The 21542-nt window shown below is 72.3% G+C and carries 18 protein-coding genes; 7 read left to right on the top strand and 11 right to left on the bottom strand.

Annotated features, from left to right (window positions below):
• Positions 1-23: 23 nt before the first annotated feature.
• Positions 24-1169, bottom strand: a complete 1146-nt coding sequence (locus H4W81_RS12065) for a serine hydrolase domain-containing protein (RefSeq protein WP_192774891.1) — start codon at positions 1167-1169, stop codon at positions 24-26.
• Between the two features lie 27 nt (positions 1170-1196).
• On the opposite strand from H4W81_RS12065, the gene H4W81_RS12060 reads away from it, so the two are divergent.
• On the top strand, positions 1197-4451 hold the full coding sequence (locus tag H4W81_RS12060; RefSeq protein WP_225958572.1) for an ATP-binding protein: 3255 nt from the start codon (positions 1197-1199) through the stop codon (positions 4449-4451).
• Between the two features lie 283 nt (positions 4452-4734).
• Entirely contained in the window at positions 4735-4905 is a 171-nt protein-coding gene (locus H4W81_RS12055; RefSeq protein WP_225958571.1) for a hypothetical protein, read from the top strand.
• 287 nt (positions 4906-5192) lie between these two features.
• Here the strand turns inward: H4W81_RS12055 and H4W81_RS12050 are convergent, their stop codons facing one another.
• The 3 genes from H4W81_RS12050 to H4W81_RS12040 all read right to left on the bottom strand — a co-directional run bounded on the left by H4W81_RS12050 (position 5193) and on the right by H4W81_RS12040 (position 7324).
• Entirely contained in the window at positions 5193-5663 is a 471-nt protein-coding gene (locus tag H4W81_RS12050; protein WP_192774890.1) for a pyridoxamine 5'-phosphate oxidase family protein, read from the bottom strand.
• 253 nt (positions 5664-5916) lie between these two features.
• Positions 5917-6453 (bottom strand): MerR family transcriptional regulator, encoded by a 537-nt coding sequence (locus H4W81_RS12045; protein ID WP_192774889.1) that lies wholly within the window; start codon positions 6451-6453, stop codon positions 5917-5919.
• Between the two features lie 10 nt (positions 6454-6463).
• Positions 6464-7324 (bottom strand): SDR family NAD(P)-dependent oxidoreductase, encoded by an 861-nt coding sequence (locus H4W81_RS12040; protein ID WP_192774888.1) that lies wholly within the window; start codon positions 7322-7324, stop codon positions 6464-6466.
• 387 nt (positions 7325-7711) lie between these two features.
• Between H4W81_RS12040 and H4W81_RS12035 the strand changes: the two genes are divergently transcribed.
• The gene (locus H4W81_RS12035; protein WP_318781690.1) at positions 7712-8866 is read left to right on the top strand and encodes an MFS transporter; all 1155 of its coding nucleotides are present in this window, start codon (positions 7712-7714) and stop codon (positions 8864-8866) included.
• A 187-nt stretch (positions 8867-9053) separates the two neighbouring features.
• On the opposite strand, the gene H4W81_RS12030 is transcribed toward H4W81_RS12035, so the two are convergent.
• On the bottom strand, positions 9054-9386 hold the full coding sequence (locus tag H4W81_RS12030; RefSeq protein ID WP_192774887.1) for a VOC family protein: 333 nt from the start codon (positions 9384-9386) through the stop codon (positions 9054-9056).
• 49 nt (positions 9387-9435) lie between these two features.
• On the opposite strand from H4W81_RS12030, the gene H4W81_RS12025 reads away from it, so the two are divergent.
• Both H4W81_RS12025 and H4W81_RS12020 read left to right on the top strand, forming a co-directional pair.
• On the top strand, positions 9436-9804 hold the full coding sequence (locus tag H4W81_RS12025) for an ArsR/SmtB family transcription factor (RefSeq protein WP_318781688.1): 369 nt from the start codon (positions 9436-9438) through the stop codon (positions 9802-9804).
• Positions 9801-10250: an SRPBCC domain-containing protein gene (locus H4W81_RS12020; protein WP_192774886.1), complete on the top strand. Its 450-nt coding sequence runs from the start codon at positions 9801-9803 to the stop codon at positions 10248-10250. The genes H4W81_RS12025 and H4W81_RS12020 overlap by 4 nt, the downstream gene beginning before the upstream one ends.
• Here the strand turns inward: H4W81_RS12020 and H4W81_RS12015 are convergent.
• Genes H4W81_RS12015 through H4W81_RS12000 form a run of 4 tightly spaced genes read right to left on the bottom strand, consistent with a single transcriptional unit; the run spans position 10234 to position 13321 of the window.
• A complete protein-coding gene (locus H4W81_RS12015) occupies positions 10234-10467 on the bottom strand; it encodes a hypothetical protein (RefSeq protein ID WP_192774885.1) in 234 nt (77 codons plus the stop codon). The two genes, H4W81_RS12020 and H4W81_RS12015, sit on opposite strands and share 17 nt — an antisense overlap.
• A gap of 9 nt (positions 10468-10476) precedes the next feature.
• Complete coding sequence (locus tag H4W81_RS12010) at positions 10477-11082, bottom strand: LysE family translocator (protein ID WP_192774884.1); 606 nt, start codon at positions 11080-11082, stop codon at positions 10477-10479.
• A 41-nt stretch (positions 11083-11123) separates the two neighbouring features.
• Entirely contained in the window at positions 11124-12929 is a 1806-nt protein-coding gene (locus H4W81_RS12005) for a propionyl-CoA synthetase (RefSeq protein ID WP_192774883.1), read from the bottom strand.
• A gap of 38 nt (positions 12930-12967) precedes the next feature.
• The gene (locus H4W81_RS12000; protein WP_192774882.1) at positions 12968-13321 is read right to left on the bottom strand and encodes a VOC family protein; all 354 of its coding nucleotides are present in this window, start codon (positions 13319-13321) and stop codon (positions 12968-12970) included.
• Positions 13322-13486: 165 nt separating this feature from the next.
• On the opposite strand from H4W81_RS12000, the gene H4W81_RS11995 reads away from it, so the two are divergent.
• Both H4W81_RS11995 and H4W81_RS11990 read left to right on the top strand, forming a co-directional pair.
• On the top strand, positions 13487-14131 hold the full coding sequence (locus tag H4W81_RS11995; RefSeq protein ID WP_192774881.1) for a nucleotidyltransferase domain-containing protein: 645 nt from the start codon (positions 13487-13489) through the stop codon (positions 14129-14131).
• Positions 14128-14868, top strand: coding sequence for a nucleotidyltransferase domain-containing protein (locus tag H4W81_RS11990; protein ID WP_192774880.1), 741 nt, complete (start codon positions 14128-14130; stop codon positions 14866-14868). Before H4W81_RS11995 ends, H4W81_RS11990 begins: the two co-directional genes overlap by 4 nt.
• Positions 14869-14955: 87 nt before the next feature.
• Here H4W81_RS11990 and H4W81_RS11985 read toward each other — a convergent pair whose 3' ends face one another.
• Both H4W81_RS11985 and H4W81_RS11980 read right to left on the bottom strand, forming a co-directional pair.
• Complete coding sequence (locus tag H4W81_RS11985; RefSeq protein WP_192774879.1) at positions 14956-19497, bottom strand: hypothetical protein; 4542 nt, start codon at positions 19495-19497, stop codon at positions 14956-14958.
• Positions 19494-21440 carry a CHAT domain-containing protein gene (locus tag H4W81_RS11980; RefSeq protein ID WP_192774878.1) on the bottom strand — a complete coding sequence of 649 codons (1947 nt, stop codon included), beginning with the start codon at positions 21438-21440 and terminating at the stop codon, positions 19494-19496. The genes H4W81_RS11985 and H4W81_RS11980 overlap by 4 nt, the downstream gene beginning before the upstream one ends.
• Positions 21441-21542: the final 102 nt, after the last annotated feature.

The raw sequence follows: 21542 nt of genomic DNA, 5'->3' as shown, positions 1-21542 counted from the left end.
GAGGTTCTTCTTTCAGTGGGTGCTTACGCACCAATGGAGACGCCGAACTCCGCTTCGATGATCTTGAACATGGGGTCCCAGGACTTCCACTCGGTGTTGGTGTGGACAGCGATGGTGTGCGGGCCGTTGGGGGTGCCGACCGCGAAGAAATAGGAGCCCCAGAAGCTGCCGCCGAGGCCGCGCAGCGTCCGGCCGCCGGTCGCCTGCTTGTCGAACTCGAACAGGCCCAGGCCGTAGCGAGCGTGCGGCATCCAGTAGCCGCCCTCGGTGGAGACGGTGGTCCACATCTGCCGGTGCTGGGCGGGCGGCAGCAGGCTTCCGGTGGTCATCGCGCCGAAGAAGCGGATCATGTCCGCCGTGGTAGTGACGACGTTGCCGGCCGCGTAGCCCAGGGAGGAGTTGAGCACGGTGACGTCCAGAGGCGGCAGGCCGGGCTCCTCCATCAGTGACTGCCAGTTCTCCGGGGTGACCGCGGCCGGATCGGCGCCGTCCTTGAGGAACTGGTGGGAGTAGCCTCGCGGGTGCGGAGTGGGGTAACCGGTGTCGGTGGCGGAGCGCACCCAGGTGTGGGTCAGGCCGAGCGGCTGGACGACCCGGCGGTCGACCTCGTCGGCGTAACTGTTGCCGGTGACCTTCTCGATGATCGCGCCGGCGATGTAGAAGCCGCCGTTGGCGTACTCGAAGCGTTCGCCGGGCGCACCGACCGGCGGCTGGGACACCGCCACCCGCAGCAGTTCCTCGGTGCTGAAGGTGTCGAAGCGATGCTGGTCGAACCCGGAGCGGGTGGCGTAGCGGTAGCTGACCTCCGGGGCCAGGCCGGTGGCGAACAGGCCGCTGGTGTTGCTGAGCAGGTGCCTGAGTGTGATCTTGTCGCCGTCGTAGCCGTTGACGTCCAGCACGTCGGGCAGATGAGCGTTGACCGTGTCGTCGAGGCTCAACCGGCCCTCGGCCTCCAGGGCCAGGAGGGTCGCGGCGGTGAAGGCCTTGCCGCTGCTGCCGGCGTGGAAGTACTCGCCCGGCACGCGCGGGGAGCCCGTCCGAATGTCGGCCACGCCGGCGGTGCCGAACCAGGTCCGGTCACCGTCCTTGACCTCGGCGACGATGCCGGGAATGCCGATCTCGGCCACTGCCCAGTCGAGTACCTGCTGCACGTTCTCATTCATTGCCATCGCACTGCCTTCCGGGTGGTTCTTCCGATGTCCTCAACGATGTCCGGCAGCTCTGACAGTCGGCTTATATCCCGCTTCCAGCCACACCGGCCGGCTGTAAGGCAGTGCTTGATCGGTAACCTGGCAAGCATGCGCATTGAGGTGTTGGGGCCGGTTCTGGCGTATGCCGACGATGGCGCGCCGATCGAGCTGGGCGGCACCAGGGTTCGCGCGCTGCTGGCCAGGCTGGCACTGGCCGCGGGCGAAGTGGTGTCCGTCGATGCGCTGCTCGACGCCCTGTGGGGCGAACGCGTGTCCGGCGACACCGTCAACGCGTTGCATGCGCTGGTACATCGGCTGCGCAAGGCCCTGGGCGAGGCCGGGGTGGTGGAGAGGGTGGCCGGCGGATATCGCCTGCACGTACGCGCCGAGCAGGTCAACGCGGTCCGGTTCGAGGAGCTGGCAAGGCGAGGCGGGCGCGAACTGGCCGCAGGTGACGTGCAGCGGGCGGCCTCGCTGCTGGAGGACGCGCTGGCGCTGTGGCGGGGAGAGGCGCTGGCCGATGTGCGCGACATCCCTTTTGCCGGTACGGCTGGCGCGCGCCTGGACGAACTGCGCGTCGGGGCCGCAGAAGACCGTTTCGAGGCGGAGCTGCGGCTGGGGCGCCATGGCGAGATCCTGGCCGATGTGGAGGCGGCGGCCGCGGCCCATCCGTTGCGGGAACGGCTGGCCGGGCTGCGGATGCGGGCCTTGCATGCGGCGGGCCGCCAGTCCGATGCGCTGGCCGTGTTCGAGAAGGTCCGCGAAACGCTCGCCGAGGAACTGGGCGTCGACCCCTCCGAGGACCTCCGCAAGACGCACCTCGCCGTGCTACGGGGTGAGCGGGAGATCCCCCAGGCGGAACAAGCTCGACCGGAGGCGGTACGAGGACGTCTGCCGGCCCAGCTGACCAGCTTCGTCGGCCGGGAGGACGAGCTGAAGTTGCTGACCGGATTGCTGGAGACCTCCCGGCTGGTCACCGTCGTGGGACCCGGAGGAGTGGGCAAGACCCGGCTGGCCGTGGAGGCGGTGAGCCGGCATCGGGCCCATCGGCGCGGCCGGGTCTGGCTCGTTTCTCTGGCTGGGGTGAACACGGCCGACGTGCTGCCGGAGGCGGTGCTGGGCACGCTCGGCGTCGCCGATGCCCAGCCGTCTGGCACGCCGCTGGAGCGGGTGGTCAACCTGCTCGCTGGTGGAGAAGGCGTGCTGGTGCTGGACAACTGCGAACAGATCTCCGCACTCGTCGCGGAGTTCGCCGGGCATCTGCTGGAGCGCCGGCCGGACCTGATCATCCTGGCCACGAGCCGGGAGCCGCTCGAGGTCATGGGTGAGACGCTGTGCCGCCTGGGCCCGCTCGACCTCCCCCCGGCGCACGCGGATCCCGTTCGTGCCTCAGCATCGGCCGCGGTGCGGCTGTTCCTCGACCGGGCGGCGGCCGTACGGCCCGGCTTCGCACTGGACGCGCCCACCGCACGACCGGTCGTGGACATCGTGCGCCGGCTGGACGGACTGCCGCTGGCCCTGGAGCTGGCCGCAGCGCGCCTGCGGACCATGAGCGCCGACCAGATCGCCCGGCGGCTGGATGACCGCTTCCGGCTGCTCAGCACCGGCAACCGGACCGCCCAGCCCCGCCAGCAGACCCTCCATGCGGTCATCGAATGGAGCTGGGACCTCCTCACCTCACAAGAGCGCACACTGGCCGCTCGGATGTCGATATTTCCGGCGCGGACGGGTGTCGCCGTGATCGAGGCGGTCTGCGTGGATTCGGAGGGGGCGCTTTCCCCGGACGAAGTCGTCTACCTCCTGGGCTCTCTGGTCGACAAGTCCATCGTGGAGCGGGCCGGCGACGGGTACCGGATGCTGGAAACCATCCGAGCCCATGCGGCGGACAAACTCCGGCTCACGGGGGAACGCGAAGCCGTCCTGCACAGGCTCACGCGGCACTTCGCCGCCCTTGCCGAAGAACACGAGCCGCTGCTGCGCTCGGACAAGCAGGCGGAGTCGCTGCGGCTGTTCCAGGCCGAGTACGACAACCTGATGTACGCCCTGCACACGGCCATCGACGGCGGCGACGCCGAGACCGCGGCCCGGATTCTCGGGCCGCTGTACTGGTACTGGGTCATGCTCCGCTACGACGCTCGGGCCGAGGCCTACGTCGCCAAGGTCGCCGAGTTCGGCGACGCGCTGCCCGCGGCCGCCCGGGCCGCGTTCACCGCGATTCACCTGGTGGGCGTCGAGGGCGGGCCGATCAGCGACCCCGAGCGGCTGCGCGCGCTCATCGACGACTGCGCGCGCACCGGCGCGCTGCGCCGCTATCCGATGCTGCTGACGATAGTGCTGGTGATGGCGGCCGTACTCGGGCTGGATGAGCTGCTCGATCAGGAGATCGCGCGGGTACGCGGCGGCTCGGACCGCTGGGCGATCGCCTGCACCTTCATGATCGAAGCCATGCGGTTTCGCGAACGGGGTGACCGGGAGAGCTCCGCGACCGCGATGGCAGCGGCGCTGCGCGCGTTCGAGGAGGCGGGCGATCGGTGGTGGACGGCCAAGGCGCTGTACGGCCTGGCGCAGATCCACGCCATCGCCGGCGACCACGACCAGGCGATCACCGCCTACGAGCACAGCATCGCCATCGCCAGCGACCTCGGCTCGCAAGATGAGGTCTCGACCCGCCTCGGGCTCGCCACTGAACGCATGCGCGCCGGCGACCTGACCGGCGCCAGGCACGACATCGCAACCGCCGAACGAGAGGCCTGGCGGCGTGGCCAGCCGGTGCTGGAGATCGAGGTCCTTGGCGCCTCGGCCGAGCTGTACCGCCGCGCCGGAGAGGTCGAACGCGCCGATCAAGAGCTCGATCGCATGGAGACGCTCGCCCGCGAGCTGCCCCTGTCGGCCGGGATCACCGCCGATCGGGTGCTCCCTGCTCGGGTGGCCAACCTGCTCGCCGCCGGGGACACCGTACGCGCACGCGAACTGCTGCCCCGCGCCGTCCAAGTAGCACAGCAGAACATGGACGCCCCCTCGGCCGCTCACCTCCTGGCAAGGCTGCTGTTCCTGGAGGGCGATCCGGCCGGCGCGACCACCGCGCTCGGCCTGAGCCAGGCGATCCGCGGCACCTTCGACCACGGCGACACCGAACTGCGCTGCCTCGCGGAGGTGCTCGCGGAACTGCTCGGGCGTACCGACTACGACACCGCCTACCAGCGAGGCGCCGACATGACACCACACGAGGCCGCCGACCGCCTGGCAAAGCTGCGTGTATAAGCCCAGGGTGGCAGACGTAGCGGGCGGTGCTGTTGGGGCATTTGAGCCGATCAGTCCGTTCGCCGCACACTTCACCCGCCCGAGGCCACCTGACGTGATCTCAGAGATGCGCGTCGGCCGGGGACTGGCAGGCCTGGGCCTTCTTGCGCTCGCGGCGCCCGGTCGGTTCGGTACCGGCGCACCGTGCTTCTTGATCGTGCGCCGGACCTCCACGCTGACTCGCGATCTCACTCGAGAAGAGCCATACCCATCTCGCTTCGCCTCGCCAGGACCGTCCCGGGCCATGCTGTCCATGGCACTGCTCCTGCGCGAGCAGAAGCTCAGCCTGCGCGACATCGCCCTGCGGCTTGTCATCACAAAGGGCAAGAAGAAGGGCCAGCATCCGTCGCCCGCAACCGTCCTGCGGCTCCTCCGCGAACACGACGAATCTGCGGCCAGTACCCGGCAGCTCTAACCCCGCCCCTGGCCGTAGCCATCGAGCCCGGGGCCGCACCCAGTCACCATGCCATCAACCGGCCGGAAGACTCTTCAAGATCATCCCAATGTGGGTTTTGGGCTTATGTGGGTCACCCCCCTACGGCGTGTCCACGCCGCCCCTGTGTACGGCGAGCGTCGACGCCGCCTCCGATTTCCACCACCCGGCCGGGACCGAACGCCACCACGAACGCGGATGGCGCGACAGGGTTGTCGACCACGGTGGTCAACGAGGCAGCGGCCACGGGGTGGGCCGCCTGCCGTCGGTCACTTGCGTCTGACCTGGCGCACGCCCTTCCCTTCATGCCACATGTCGATCACCAGCTCGTCGCCCTCGACGCGGGTCCACACCACCTCGGTGAGGTCGACCCTGAACAGGTGCGGCCCCTCCCCCGGCATCTCGAACCTCGCCAACACCTCAGGGTCGGTGATCTCGATCGCCCGTCCCGCGAGCTTCGCGTCGCCCTGCCAGCGCGAAGGATCCTCGTCATCGGTGGGCGTCGGCGCCGCGTGCAGCGCCATCCGAGGATCACGCCGCAGGTCGAGCGCCTTCATCGCGCCCGGCATCGACCCCAGCCACAGCTCGCCGTCCCTGAAGTCGACCTCCGTCGCGCTGATGCGCGGCGAGCCGTCCTTTCGCACGGTGGCCATCGTCTTGTGCTTGTTGGCGTCGAGCAGCGCCCGCACGATCGCCGCCAGCTCGGGCGCCTGCCCTTCGAACTCCTGCCACGAACTCATGTGGACCATCATGCTCAACGCCACCGACATTTTCCGGGGCCCCGACGCGTCGCCGATCAACGCCCAGTCGACGAACCTGCCTTGCCAGGTCGGGGAGCCACTGCAGGCGAAGGACCGCCGCATTGGACGAGACGCTTCCCCGCCGGTGACAGACACGCGGTAGGCCGAGACGGTCGCCGACCGCGCGGATCTCGGTGGTGTGGAAGAACGCGGGTCGGATCACCGACGGCAGTCCGGCGAGCGTCGGCGTTCCTCATCCTGCTGGTAGCGCCCGTCGCAGCGGCTCGTCCGGCAGCGCCGTGCGGTCGGTTTCGAGGTCCTGAACGTCCGGCCCGGTCGAGCCTCCGTACGTGGCGATCTTGTACTCGGTCGCCGTGAGGGAAAGGGTCAGCTCACGGATCCGGCGGCGGATGGTGTCGCGATGTTCGAGCAGCATGGCGAGCCGCTCGGGCACCGTGTGCTCCCCGGCGTCGACGAGCGAGATGTAGTGCCGCAGGTCGCGCATCGGCATACCGGACAGCCGCATCCGGGTGAGGAACACCAGGCGCCGCACCGCTTCGGCGTCGTAGACGCGATGACCGTTGCTGTCGCGGGCCACCTCGACCAGCCCCGCCCGCTCGTAGTAGCGCAGCGTGTGGGGCGAGATGTCGAGGAGGTCGGCGACCTCGGCGATCACCATCGACTCGGGCACGCCGGCCAGGTCGGTGAGGCGGTGGATCGCCTCAACCGACAGCGGGCCGTCGTCCCCGAGCGTTTCGAGCGCCCTGGTCATCAGATCGTCGGTGGCCATGACAGCCAGCCTAGATCGGCCGGACCGACGCCGGAACACCCTCGAAGTCGGCGCTGCGGGCGGTCTCGGCCCACCGCTCGACCTCGTCCAGGCCACGCCGGTACGCACCCGAGATGCGCTCGACCGCCTCGCGCCCGAGCGGCAGCCGCAGCGGCACCTCGTCACTGTGCGCGAGGGACACGATGATCTCGGCCGCCCGCACCGGGTCGCCTTCCTGGCGGCCGTCGGTCCCGGCCATGTCCGCGCGGACGTCGGCGAGCAGGTCACGGTAGGTCTCGGACGTCTCGGTGAACTCGAGCACGTCGGCCGCGTTGAAGTCGGTCCGGAACCGGCTCGGCTCGACGATCATCACGCGGATCCCGAACGGCGCGACCTCCCCCGCCAGGGCCTCGGACCAGCCTTCGAGGGCGAACTTCGACGCGGAGTACGCAGACACGCCGGGGAACGACATCCGCCCACCCTGGCTGCTCATCTGCACGATCGTCCCGGTGCCCCGCGCGCGCATCGCGGGCAGCGCCGCGCGGACGAGCGCGGCGGGGCCGAACAGGTGCAGATCCATCAGCTCACGCAGCTGCGCGTCGCTGACCTCCTCGACCGCTCCGACCACGGCCCGGCCCGCGTTGTTGACGAGGACGTCGAGCTGACCGAAGCGGTCGAGGGTGTCCCGCACGAGGCCCGAGGCCGCAGAGATGTCTCGGGCGTCGAACGTCGCGATCAGGCAGGTGTCCGGGTACTCGGCCTCCAGGTCGGCCACGCTCTCGGGCCGGCGCACCGCCGCCACCACGTGGTCGCCCGCCGCGAGCGCCGACTCCGCCAGTGCGCGCCCGAAACCGCGGGACGCGCCGGTGATGATCCAGGTCTGTGTCGTCATGGCGGCGACGCTATGGCTTCGAGCGCGCTCGAACGCAAACCGGCGCGACCACGAACACAGCAGAGGAGCTGCCCCCACAGCGGTCGACGCAGGGCCAGGCACGTGCGGATCGGGTCTGTGCCCGCGGCAAGACCAAAGATCGGCACCCCTCCCCGGCGACCGTTCTGCGCATGCTCCGCGACCACGACGAAACCACCCTCCGCCGCTCCCAGACCGACTCAGGGATGAGCCGCCTTACGAAGCGGGTCACATTGCTGCCGGGACCCCCGGAAGCGCCGAAGAGCGAGAGCTCACTCCATGCGTGGCCCCCGAGGGGTGGGACGCGATGGAGGAGCAGGCGAGCTGTCTACATTCCTCGACAAAGTGCTCATCTGACACAATCTCTGGGTGATCCCGCGCCGGGCCAGGATGTCCGTCTCGTACTTCTTCGCCCTCCTCGGCATCGTGTCAGGCGTGTGGGCGGCCCGCATCCCCACGGTCAAGCAGTCGCTGCACCTCAGCGACGGGCAACTGAGCCTCGGACTGCTCGCCGTGGCCGTGGGCCTGGTCACCGGCATGCAGTTCGCGGGACGGATCACCGACCGCCTGGGCAGCGCCCGAGTCGTCGTCCCCGCGGGCGCGACCTGCGCCCTCGCGATGATCCCGCCGGGGTTCGCCCCGAACCTGGGCGTCCTGATCGCCACCCTGTTCCTGTGGGGACTGCTCAACGCCTCCCTCGACGTCTCCATGAACACCCACGCGGTCGAGGTGGAGCGCGCGTACGGCAGGCCGCTCATGTCCTCCTTCCACGGCATGTTCAGCGCGGGCGGCCTGCTCGGCGCGGGCGTGGGAGCGCTGTTCGCCGGGCTGGAGGTCTCCCCCGGCCTCACCTTCGCCGCCGTGACCGTCCCGCTGGCGCTGCTCGCCGTCCTCGCCGGGCGGGCGCTGCTGCCGTCGGTGCCCGTCCACCATGAGGGCGGACGGCGGAAGCGGGTCAGCTGGCACGGCAAGGTGCTGTTCATGGGCGCGATGGCCTTCGCGGGACTGCTCGGCGAGGGCGCGGCGGGCGACTGGAGCGCGGTCTACCTGCATGAGGACCTGGGCACGGGTACCGGGATCGCGGCGATCGGCTTCGCCGTCTTCTCCACCGCGATGACGGTGGGCAGGTTCGCCGGAGATCGGCTGGCGCTGCGGTTCGGCCCGGTCAGGCTGGTGCGCTGGTCGGGGCTGCTGGCCGCGATCGGGCTCGGCGGGGCGCTCCTGGCGGCCGAGCCGATCGCGGCGATGGCCGGGTTCGGGCTGTTCGGCCTCGGCCTTGCCACGCTGGTGCCGCAGGTGTTCTCCGCGGCGGGCAACCACGACCGGGCGCGGGCCGGCGAGGCGATCGCGCAGGTGGCGACGCTGGGATACGCGGGCCTCATGCTCGGACCGGTGATCATCGGCGGCGCCGCCGAACTCGTCGGGCTGCCGCTCGCGCTCGGCATCCCCGTCGCGTTGTGCCTGTTCATGTCGCTGTCGGCCGTCTCGCTACGACCACGCGAGCCCGCCGCCTTTACAAAGTAGATCACCATCGAAGTTGCGATCCGGCACCAACCCCCAGCGCCCACCCGGCGGCTCCGGCCGGCCAACCGGGGGGCCGAGAACTCATCTGACCGGCGTAGCCCTCATCTGAGGTGAGAACCTCAGGTGAGCGTGCCGGGCACGTCGCACCCGTGTGAAGGTGCGGCGCGCCCGGGCCGACCACCTCTCGCTAGGCCGCCGACTGCCAGAGACTGAAGCATGTCTCCTGGTCGTCGTGGACGACCGCGAACCTGCCCGTCTTGCTTTCCTGAATCTCGCCCGCGCGCCCACCGAGCTTGCCCACCAGTTCGACGGCGGCGTCGAGGTCGTCGACCTGGTAGTAGAGGTTCGGCAGCACCGACGGCTCGCCCACGGTCAGGCCCGTGGGAACGGCGGTGTTGCCCGCGTGGAGGTAGGTGTCGTGCTCCCTGAGGAGCTCCCAGCCGAACAGCGCGGTGTAGAAGGCCGCCGCCCTGTCGAGATCGCGTACCGAGAGCGTGTAGTAACCCAGGTTCACAGCCATGTTGACATCATAACCGAATGGGTTAATTGTTAACAGTATTGTGAACGATGTGGACAAGACGCTGGCCGCGCTGGCCGATCCCACCAGGCGCAAGGTCATCGAACTGCTGAGGGAGGGCCCGCTGCCCGCGGGGGAGCTGGCGCAGGCGGTGCGGATGAGTCCGCCCGCGCTGAGCAGGCATCTGCGGGTGCTGCGGGCCGGAGGGCTGGTGGCCGCCGAGGCAGGCGAGGCCGACGCCCGGCTGCGCCTCTACGCCCTCCGGCAGGAACCGTTCGTCGCGCTGCAGGCGTGGCTCGACCAGGTGCAGGCCTTCTGGAACGAGCAACTCGGCTCCTTCAAGGAACACGCGGAGCGCCCCCGAAAGGCACCTGGAGCGAGCACGGTGAGCGGCGACACGAACGCGGAGCCGCCACGGTGAACGACGACAAGCAGGCGGAGCGGCCCCGCGACTCGGTCAGGACGCAGGTCACCGTCGCGGTCGATCCGGCGACCGCCTTCCGCGTCTTCACCGACGAGATCGACAGCTGGTACGTGCGCGGCCCGCACAGCTGGGTCGATCCGGCCCGCGCCGTGGGCATCGGGTTCGAGGACGGCTTCCTGCGCGAGCGCTGGGCCGGCGGCGGGCACGTCGACACCGGCAGGGTGTTGATCTGGGAGCCGGGCAGGCGACTGGTGTGGGCCGACCTGATCCACCGCACGGGCGCGATGGAGGTGGAGGTCTGCTTCACCGCCGTCGAGGGCGGTACCGAGGTCTGCCTCGAGCACCGCGGTCTCGACACGCTGCCGCCGCCCGTGGCCGGGCGGATCAGGCTCGGCTACTCCTGGCAGATCGCGCTGGGCTGGTTCGCTAGATTCCTCGGCTGAGCAGCCCGCGCCCGCCGTACTTCTTGTGCACGGCCTGCTTGGTGACGCCGATGGCGTCGGCGATCATCGACCAGGCCAGGCCCGCGACCCGCGCGCGGCGGACCTGGACCGCCTCCATGCGCTCGATCTCGCGCCGCAGCGCGGCCGTCGCCCGCAGCGCCGCCAGGGGGTCGTCGTCCTCCGTCTGCCGCACCAGCGTGGCCAGGTCGTTCGTCATGAGCCCACGCTATCTGGACTCCACCACCAGCCGCACGCCCAGGGCGATGAGCACCACGCCCGAGATCTGCTCCAGCCTGCGCCGTACGGCGGGCCGCCCCAGCACCGCCTTGGCCTTGGCCACGGCCCAGATGACCCCGGCGTACCAGACGGTGTCCACCAGCACCCACACCACGGCCAGCGTGACCAGCGTCAGCGGCACGCTCTGCCCCGGCGGCACGAACTGCGGCAGGAACGACATCGCGAACACCGCGGCCTTCGGGTTGGCCAGGCAGGTGCCGAACCCGGCGAGGAAGGACCTGCGCACGCCGTCGACCGGCCTGACCTCGATCTCGGTGTGGTCCTTGCGCCGCAGCGACTGGATCCCCATGTACAGCAGGACGAGCGCGCCGGCCACCCGCATGATGTCGTAGGCCAGCTCGGAGGCGAGGACGAGCGCGGACAGGCCGAAGGCGGCGGCCAGCGCCCACAGCAGGATGCCCGCCTCGTTGCCCAGCATGGCCGCCAGGCCGGAGCCCCGGCCCGCTCTGACGGTCTGGCGCAGGATGACGGCGGTGCTGACGCCGGGGACCATGGCCACCAGGACACAGGCGCCGATGAATGCGATCAGGTACATGACCCGATCCTGGCCGCCGCCCCGAGGGCGGGGCAATGGGATTACCGCCCGATCGCTCCCGCGATCTCCTCCAGTGCGGCCGGGTCCTCGATCGTGGAAGGCGTGCGGTACTCCTCCCCCGCCGCGATGGCACGCATCGTGCCGCGCAAGATCTTGCCCGAGCGGGTCTTGGGCAGCCGTCCCACCACGACCGCCTTCTTGAAGGCGGCCACCGGACCGATCTTCTCGCGGACGAGCGCGACCAGCTCGGCCTCGATCTCGCCCGCGGCGCGCTCGGCTCCGGCCTTCAGCACCACGAAGCCGACGGGCAGCTGGCCCTTCAGGTCGTCGGTCACGCCGATCACCGCGCACTCGGCCACGTCGGGATGGGCGGCCACGACCTCCTCCATGGCGCCGGTGGACAGCCGGTGCCCCGCCACGTTGATGACGTCGTCGGTGCGGCCCATGACGAACAGGTAGCCGTCCTCGTCGAAGTAGCCGCCGTCGCCGGTCAGGTAATAGCCGGGGAAGCGCGACAGGTAGGCGGCGTGGAAGCGCTCGTCGTCGCGGTAGAGGGTGGGCAGGCACCCGGGCGGCAGCGGCAGTTTGATCACGACCGCTCCTTCGACGCCGGGCGGGCACTCCTCGCCGTCGGAATTCAGGATCCGCACGTCGTAGCCGGGGACCGGCTTGGTGGGCGAGCCCGGTTTGATCGGCAGCGTCTCGATGCCCACGCAGTTGGCGGCGATCGGCCAGCCCGTCTCCGTCTGCCACCAGTGGTCGATGACCGGCACGCCGAGCAGGTCGGCGGCCCAGTGATAGGTGTCGGGGTCAAGCCGCTCCCCCGCGAGGAACAGGTGGCGCAGGTCGTGCTTGCGCAGGTAGGACCCCGTGGGGTCCTCCTTCTTGATGGCGCGGATCGCGGTCGGCGCGGTGAACAGCGTCTTCACGTCGTACTCGGCCACCACCCGCCAGAACGCCCCTGGGTCGGGGGTGCCGACCGGTTTGCCCTCGTAGAGCACGCTCGTGCAGCCGGCCAGCAGCGGCCCGTAGACGATGTAGGAGTGGCCGACCACCCAGCCGACGTCGGAGGCGGCCCAGAAGACCTCGCCGGGCGCCGCGCCGTACACGTGGCTCATGCTCCAGTGCAGCGCGACGGCGTGGCCGCCGTTGTCGCGCACCACGCCCTTGGGCGCTCCGGTGGTGCCCGAGGTGTAGAGGATGTAGAGCGGGTCGGTCGCGGCCACGCTGACGCAGTCGGCGGGCGCGCTGTCGAAGGAGGCCCAGTCGAGGGCGGTCTCGCCGAGCTCCGCCCGGTGCTCGGGCCGCTGCAGGACGACCACGGCGTCGGGCCGGTGGCCGGCCTGCGCCAGCGCGGCGTCGAGCAGCGGCTGGTACGGCACGACCCTGCTGACCTCGATGCCGCACGAGGCGCTGAGCACGACCTTGGGCCTGGCGTGGTCGATGCGCACGGCCAGCTCGGCCGCGGCGAACCCGCCGAAGACCACGGAGTGGACCGCGCCGAGCCGGGCGCAGGCCAGCATCGCGATGACCGCCTCGGGCACCATCGGCATGTAGATCACCACGGTGTCGCCCTTGCCGACCCCGAGGTCGCGCAGCATCCCCGCGGCCTTGGCGACCTCGTCGCGCAACGCCGCGTAGGTGTACGTACGCTTCACCCCGGTGACGGGGCTGTCGTAGATGAGCGCCGCCTGCTCGCCCCTGCCGTCGAGGACGTGCCTGTCGAGGGCGTTGAAGCAGGTGTTGAGCCGGCCGTCGGGGAACCAGCGCCCGTCGCCGTAGACGGTGCGGGGTTCGACGTCCCAGGTGATGCCGCGCGCCGCGGCGCCCCAGAAAAGCTCGCTCACGCCCCGATCAGATCAAGACCGGCCGCCGCGCGCAAGCGTCAGGGGCCCTGGAGGCAGAACTCGTTGCCCTCGGGGTCGGCCATCACGATCCAGTCCTCGACGTACTCGACGACGCGGGCGCCCAGCGCCGTCAGCCGCCGCGACTCCGCCTCGAGGTCGTCGCAGCGGACGTCGAGGTGGACCCGGTTCTTGACGACCTTGCCCTCGGGGACGAGCTGGAGCCACAGTCTCGGCGAGCCGCCCTCGACCAGCACCGTGGGGTCGTCCTCGGGGTCGAAGGGCTCGGTGCCGTCGTAGGGCGCGACGCGGTAGCCGTCGAGGACCGCCGCCCAGAACCTGGCGAGCGAGGCGGGGTGACGGCAGTCGAACACGACGTCCTTGAGCCTGGCCATATCAGGCGACGCTACCGGAGCGACCCGGTGCCGCGCACGACCAAGGGTGGCCCCTGAACGTGGACCTGCCCGCCGCCGCACCGGTCTCCGCCTGTACGCTGGCCGGCTGGGCGACGTGCGCGGGATCGGCGCCGCCGATCCGATCAGCGGGCTGGGGGCGAGCGGGTGAGCGACGACCTGATCCTGTCGGTGATCGTCGGGTCACGGGCCTACGGCCTGGACACCCCCGGCTCCGACACCGACCGGCGGGGCGTGTTCGTGGTGCCCACCGAGGCGTTCTGGCGGCTGGACAAGCCGCCCACGCATCGCGACGGACCGCTGCCCGAGCAGTTCTCGTGGGAGGTGGAGCGCTTCTGCTCGCTGGCCCTCGACGCCAACCCGACCGTGCTGGAGACGCTGTGGTCGCCGCTGGTCGAGCACGCCACGCCGACCGGGTCGCGGCTGCTCGCCCTGCGCGAGGCGTTCGTGTCGCAGCTGGCGCACCGCACGTTCGCCCGTTACGCCGACGCCCAGTTCCGCCGCCTGGATCCGGCCGCGCCCAAGTGGAAGCAGGCCATGCACATGATCAGGCTGCTGCTCAGCGGCATCCACCTGGTCGAGCACGGCTGCCCGCTGGTCGACGTGAGCGAGCGGCGCGAGCGGCTGCTGGCCGTACGGCAGGGGCTGGTGCCGTGGGAGGAGCTGCAGCGGTGGCGGGCCGCGCTGATGGACACCTTCGAGGCGGCGCTCTCCCGCAGCGCGCTTCCTGTGGCACCCGACCGCGACAAGGTGGAGGAGTTCCTCATCGAGGTGCGAAGGGCGAACCTGTGACGCTTCCCCCCTGGCTGGACCAGATCCCGCGCGAGCAGCCGTACCCGCTGGCCTTCGCGACGGTCAGCGGCGCCCATCTGTACGGCTTCCCCTCCGCCGACTCCGACGTGGACCTGCGCGGTGTGCACGTGCTGCCGGTCGAGGAGATCGTCGGGCTGCGGACCGGCGACGAGACGATCGACAGGTCGTGGCTGCGCTCGGGCGTCGAGGTCGACCTGGTGACGCACGACCTGCTGAAGTTCTGCCGGCTGCTGTTGCGCCGCAACGGCTACGTGCTGGAGCAGCTGCTGTCGCCGCTGGTGGTGGCCTCCTCGCCGGTGCACGAGGAGCTGGTCTCGCTCGCGCCCGGCCTGGTGACCCGCAACCACGGCCACCACTACCTCGGTTTCGCGCGCACGCAGTGGCGGCTGTTCGGCAAGACGGGAGAGCTCAAGCCGTTGCTCTACACCTTCAGGGTGCTGGCCACCGGCATCCACCTGATGCGCACGGGAGCGCTGGAGGCCGACCTGACCAGGCTGTTCGGCTACGTCCCCGGGTACCTGCCCGAGCTGGTGGCGGCCAAGCGCGAGGCCGAGCACGCCCCCGCGCCCGCTCTGGCCACCTCCGCGACGGCCGAGGAGGACGTGGCGCGGCTGACGGCCGAGCTTGAGCAGGCCATGGCCGCCTCCCGGCTGCCCGAGGCCGCGAGCGTCGACGCCGCCGTGCACGATCTGGTGGTGCGGACCAGGCTCAGGTGACGCAGTCTTGGTCGTCGAGACCGAGCGCCATCTCGTAGATCCTGCCGCGCCTTCGGGTTGCCCGCGACGCTCACGTAGGGATAGTGGTCAGCGGGTCTTGAGCAGCACCACCATCTCGTCGGCCAGCTCGGGTCCGAGGATCCGCTTGACCTCCAGCGCCAGGCCGAGCAGCTCGGTCGGGTACGGCTGGCGCCACCCGTCGGGGTAGCCCGCTCGCAGCGCCGAGGTCACCGCGGCCGCGACGTCGTCGGTCAGCGTCGGCAGCACGAGCACGGCCTGCGCGCCCTGGGAGAAGGCCCGCGCGGCGACGGCCAGGAAGCCCGCCCTGCTCCCGCCCAGTCCCCTCGGCCGCTCGTCGGGCTCAGGTTGCAGGACGACGAGGCCGATCGCGTCCTCCAGCTCGGGGCCGATCAGGCGCTCGCCCTTCCTGACCCGCTTGGAGATGGTCGTGGCGGCCGCGTCGGCGACGCGCAGCCGCGGTCCCGCGGCGGTCTCGACGACCTGCCCGACCAGGTGGAGCAGGCGGTAGCCGAACGCTCCGCCGCGCGCGCTCGGCGCCTTCCTGCCGGCGGCGAGATGCGGGGGGCCGAGGTAGGCCTCCTTGCGCGCGGCCACCCATGCCCGCCGCGACGCGCGCTCGCCGTACCCTTCGCGGTAGACGACCAGCCTGTCGCGCACCGCAGGCGGCACGGCCTCGGCCAGGCGGCGCTCCCAGTGCCGGTCGGCCGCCGCCGGCGACGGCCGCACCGCCATGGGGACGGGGCCCGTGCCGGGCGGCTCGACCAGGTCGAACGTGATGGACCCGTCGTCACGCATGGCCGCGTGCCGGAGGGTGGCGGGGGCGCGGACATAGCGACCGGCCGCACCCGTGAGACCGCCGTCGAGCATCTTGACCGAGCCGGGCTCGGACACGGTGACGCCCTCCTCGTCCACGCTGAGCTGGTAGACGGGTGGATGGCGCAGGACCACCGACCACAGGTACGCGTAGGCGCCGCCGGCCAGCGCGGCGGGCAGGAACGACACGGCGAAGGCCGTCCCCCTCACCCAGCCGTGGGGCAGGGCGGCGGCCGCGAGGGCCAGGGCCGCGCCCGCCGCCCACGCGCCGAGCAGGAGCAGAACGACGTTGCCGTTCTCCTTCCCGCTGGTCACCAGGCCCACGGCGACGACCCCTGCCAGGGCGGCGAGGAGCAGGTAGGAGACCACCTCCATCCCCTCCGCGGGGCCGAGGCCGACCATGGCGCCCAGGCCGAGGGCGAGGGCCGAGCCCGCGTACAGCACGGCCGCGCCCAGCCGCCAGAGCATCCCTCTGCTCGTGGCGGGGTGTGGCCGGGAGGTAGACGGCTCGGCGCCGAACAGCAGCCGTCTGGCCCGGTCGAGCACGGGCCCTCTGGTCTCCCCCCGCCGCACGCCCTCGGCGGCCCTGGCGAGCTGTGGCCATTGCGAGCCCTCGACGGACTCGGGCACGCTGAGGAAGAACGGCGTCCTGTCCACCACGGCCTGCGGGCTGGTCCGGGCGCCGGAGAACGCCTCGGTCAGTACCCGCAGCACCAGCGCCTGGTTGGCGCCGTCCTCGTCCTGCGCCTCGGCGAGCAGGCCCTCCGCCTCGGCGAGCAGGGTCACCGCCCGCCAGGGGTCCGCGATGACGAGGTGCTGGGCCGCCGCGAGCAGGGCGCGGCCCCTCCTGCCGGGAGCGCCGGTGGCGACGGGCTCGGGCGGGTCGGCCCGCCCGCCGGACATCAGGGCCACGAGCCTGCTCGCGGCGGCCCGTTCGGCGGCGGTGCCGGCGGCGGCGATGCGCGCCGCCTCGGGCACCCAGGCGGTCGTACGGCAGCGCGCGGCCAGGCCGAGCAGGGCGACCCTGGCCCGTTCGGCCAGGTCGGCGTCGCCCTCGTTGATCGCGTGCTCGACGCACCGCTCCAGCAGCTGCCTGCCCCGCTCCGGAGCGCCCGCCACCGCCCACGCCCAGGCCAGCTCCACGCTGAGGGGGCCAGGCGGCCGGGCGCCGAGCTCGTCGAGGACGTCGCCGGTGATCCTGCGGTGGCCGAGTTCGAAGGCCACGGTCAGCGCCGCGAGGCCGTCTCCGTCCGTGGCGGCCAGGGCCTCGGCGCGCCAGCGCTCCCACGGGACGGCGTCGAGCGGCTCGCCCCACCTGATCGCCACCTCCAGCCGGGCCCTGCGACAGCGGTCGAGGAGGTCGCCCGGCGGCTCCCAGTCGAGCAGCGGAGGGCCGGGGGGCAGCTCGGCGAAGGTCAGCGCCAGCTCGGCGAAGCGCGCCGCCTCCTCCGCCTCGTCGCCGGACAGTGCCTGGGAGACGGCCAGGACCGCCGCCGCCGCGTTGGCCGTGGCGGGTTGGTCCCGCACCTCCAGCAGGTTCTCGAGCAGGAGGCCGGCCCACGAGACCCGGACCGGAGCGGCCTCAAGCGCGGCCACCACCGATCCGATGAGCTGGTGGCCGGCGTGGTCGAGGTCGTCGGCGATCCGGCGCAGGCCTGACGCGGTCGCCGCGCCGGCCTCGCCGCCCACCGCGCCCAGGCCGAGCAGGGCCCTCGTGCGCAGGTCGTGCCGGGTCCGGGGATCCGGATGGCGGGCGGCGTGCTCGGCCACCACCGCCCACAGTCCCTGGTCGGAACGCCTGCCCCGGGCCGCCGCGGCCGCCTGGGTGGCCAGGATCGCGGCGAGGACGGTGTCGCCCTCCCGGCCCTCCTCGACGGCCGCCACCCGCACGCACACCTGGAACGCCCATCCCCAGTGCCCACCGTCGAGGATCCGCCGCTCCAGCCGTTCCCACAGCTCGCCCGCCTCGGCGGGCGGCAGCAGCCGCACCGCGGCCTCGACCGTCTCGACCGGCAGCTCGGGCAGCGGCGTGGCGTCGATGACGGCGGCGGCGTCCCGTCCCAGCTGCGAGGGGTCGGCGGGCGGCAGCACCGCGCGCAGGCGGTCGCGCAGGTGCTCGTCCACCTCGATCACCCTGGCCCGGCCGTCGGCGCCCAGGGCGACCACGTTCACCCAGTCGTACATGGCCAGCGCGTCGAAGGCGGGCCCTGGATCGATGCCATGGCGCAACAGGGCCGGGGTGAGCAGGTCCAGGTCGAAGCGGCCCAGCTCGGCGGCCACCGCCAGCGCCACGCGCAGGTCGGCCGACAGGACGCGCCCGACGATGCGGCGCTCCACGTAGGGGTCGCCGGGAGCCTCCAGCAGCTCGCGCGCGTCGAGGTCGGGCTCGACGGCCGCCCAGTGCGCGTAGGCGGCCAGCTCGAAGGGGTTGTAACGGCCGTCGCCGCGCTGCCCGGCCCTGGCGAGCACGGCGGCGCGCAGGCCGGCGGGCAGGCCCGGCGCGCGCCGGGCCAGATAGCTGCCGGCCTCGTCCTCGGTGAACCCGCCGAGCTGCAGCACCCGCACGTAGGGACGGTCGCTCAGCAGCGGGCCCGCCGTCAGCGGCTCGGGCGGGGGCACCAGCCAGCGGCGGCCCGCCAGCACGACCCGCAAGTGCGGCAGCTCGGCCCTGAGCAGCTCCAGCAGCAGGAACGTGTGCTCGATGCCGGGCGCGGCAGCGCCGGGCGGGTAGAGCTTGGCCAGCTCCTCGCAAGTGTCGAGGACGAGCACGACGGGCTCCGGCAGGGAGGCGACGAACCGGGCGAAGGCCGTGGCGAGGTCGCGCAGCAGCGCCTCGACGCGCGAGCGGTCGGGGGCGGTCCTGCCCAGCTCCTCCTCCAGCGTGAAGGAGGCGTCCTCGAAGGCCCGGAAGGCGTGCGTGGTGCGCCGGTGCGTGCCGTAGCCGAGCAGCTCGTCGGCGAGGGTGTGCAACAGCAGGCCGGGGCGCTGCTCGGGATAGCGGGGGTCGAGGTGGTCGAAGTCGGCCCTGGCCACGGGGAAGGCCGGCACCCCGCGGTCGGCGGCGAACCGGCCCGAGGCGAGGTGGCGCACGAGCATCGTCTTGCCGGTGCCCCCGCCGCCCAGCAGGTGCAGCGCCCACTGCTCGCCTTCGCCGAGGATCAGCTCGGTCAGCGCCTGCTCCGCCTCCTGCCGGTGCAGGTAGTGGCGCAGGTGCTCCAGGTCGTCGGTGGCGCGCGCGAGCCGGTCGACCCGCCAGGCGGCGCGGCGGGCGGCGTCGGCGAGCGGGCCGCCGAGGGTCTGGCCGAGCACCTCGGCGGCGGTGACCAGGCGGGAGGCGGCGGCCAGGTCGCCGTCCTCGATGTGGCGGTCGACGGTCTCGACCAGCTCGAGGCCGGTGGGCTCGACGCGCAGCCGTACGGCCAGCAGCCACGCCTGCGCGGAAGGGGAGAGCGGCGAGATCGCCCCGACCGCGGCCTCCAGCCGGTCGCACTCCTCGTCCAGCACGGCGCGCACGTGCCTGGCCAGGTCCGCCCGGACGCCCGAGCGCACCCAGAACGCCTCCTGCCGGCGCCCCCTGGCGCCCAGCACCCGCCGTCTCTCGACGAGGCCGAGGCCCTCCAGGCGTTCGAGCAGCTCGGCCAGTGGCTCGCCGGTGAGCGAGACGGCTCTGGCCAGGTCCTCCGTCCACTCGGGCAGCAGCGCCAGCCTGGCCAGCAGGCGCGGGTCGAAGCCGGACAGGCGGCGTTCGAGGAGCTCGGCGCCGCGCCTGGCCAGCTCCTGCTCCAGCGAGTTCATCCGAACCGCTCCAGGTAGTCGGCGTAGGCTGCCTCGTCGTCGTCGGTGACGAACAGCTCGTGCAGGGTCATCAGCTGGGCGGCGAGGTAGAGCTTGTCCTCCACGACCGTCGGGTCGCCCTTCAGCAGCCGCAGTCCCTCACGGATCTTCGCGGGCGGCACGTGCTTGGGTGTCACGTACACGCGCCGGTACTCAGGCTCCCTGTCGCGCCGCCACGGGTGCAGCAGCACCCATTGGAAGCCGAGCACCGCCTCCTCCTCGCCGAGCGCGGTCAGCTCGGGGAAGGCGAAGCCCGGCGCTCCCGCCTCTCTCTCGCTGAAGGACTTCAGCAGGCGGCCGTGGTCCTCGGTGAGCGAGGCGGTGGCCACCACGGGGACGGGCCGCTGCGCGGTGCCGAGCCCGGTGGCGCGGATCATGGCCAGCAGCGCGGTGAGCGCGTCGCCGAAGGCGTGCAGGCCGTCCATGAGCACGACGACGCGGGTGTGCGGGCCGAACGGCTCGCACAGGCCCGCGAGGGAGTCGCCGAGCGCGGCCAGATCGGCGGCCAGGGTACGGCGGGCCGCGCGGGGGTCGGGGTCGCCGAGGGCGTCGATCCACTCGAAGGCCTCGTCGAAGCCGCCGGGCTGCCTGCCGTACACGCGGGGTGGGGGCCCGCCGAGCGTCTCGGCGGCCTCCGCGGCCAGGAAGTACAGCTCGCGCAGGAGTTCGCGGGCGTTCTGCGGGGCCGTGCCGCTGAAGGGGCCGACGAACAGCGGGACGTGGCCGTCGCGCAGCAGCCTGAAGCCCGCCTCGCGCAGCAGCCTGGTGCCGCCCGTCCTGCGGATGGTGCCGTCGCGGCAGGCGACGAGCAGGCCGAGCTCGTCGGTGAAGAGCCTGTCGACCTGGTCGAGGATGCGCTCGCGGCCGATGTGCAGGGGTTTGTGGCGCAGCCTCAGCTCGTCGGCCCAGCGCACCAGGCGCCGTCCCGCCGAGGCGTCGACCAGCGGCCTGGTGGCGTCGAGCCCTTCGGCCACGAACAGCGCGGGCCTGGCCCAGTCGAGGTGGTCGCGAGGGGTGCCGATCAGCGCGGCCCTGCGGCCCTTGGCCGATGCCGCCACGACGGGCTCGCCGCCCGACAGCGCGCCGGCCAGCCTGCGGGCGAACAGCCGGCAGGCCCGCTCGCTGATCTCGCCCGCGATCGCCGACACCAGTGGGACGCCCGCCGCGACCAGCTCGGCGGCGAAGCCCGCGCCGCTGTGGCAGGCGCCGAGCACGACCGCCCGTACCGGTCCTCCCGCGGTGAGCGCGGCGGCCAGCTCGGCGGCGCCCGCCCAGGAGCCGCGCAGCATCAGCACCGACTCGCCGTCCTCGTCGACGGAGCCGTGGGCCACCAGATGGACGATGTCGGGCCGGAAGCTCGCGCACACCTCGGCGAGATCGTCGGCCGACACGTGGGCGACGCGCGTGACGGCCACGCCGTCGGCGTCGAGCGCGCGCAGCAGTCCCATGAACATGGCGCCGGGCCTGATCACCTCGTCGGTGAGAGCGGCGCCCGTGGCGAACAGCACCCTCGGCGCCCGTGCCGCGCTCTCCGGCACGGCAGGGCCGCCGGGCACCAGCCTGGTGATCGCCAGCAGCAGGTCGGGCCTGGCGGCCAGGTGGTGCTCGCCGTCGTGCATGGCCTCCCACAGCCATCGGTGCAGGTCGCTGCCCGCCGGCCACACCAGCGCCAGCTCCGCCCCGCCGGCCGCGCGGACCTCGGGCAGCGCCGTCACGGCCGGCCACGCGGGCGCCAGCAGCGCGTCGAACAGCGCCCTGCCGTAGGCCGCCACGTCCGCGGCCGAGGAGCACTCCTCCCGCGCCTCGACGGGCCCCAGTTCGTACGGCCCCGCCAGCACGGTGCCCTCATGGACCACCCGCACCCACTGGTCTTCGACGACGACGCGGACGCGGGGCAGGCTCACGCGTCCATCGTTGCCCGCCGGCCCCGCGCGACGGTAGCGGAGTCATCAGATCGTTGCCGGCATCGCCGAAGGCGTCCCCTTCGAGCGGCTGAGTAGCGGCTA

Source organism: Nonomuraea africana, assembly GCF_014873535.1.
Classification (GTDB): domain Bacteria; phylum Actinomycetota; class Actinomycetes; order Streptosporangiales; family Streptosporangiaceae; genus Nonomuraea; species Nonomuraea africana.
Note: the sequence above shows the minus strand (reverse complement) of the source record. Positions and strands in the feature narration are given on the sequence as shown.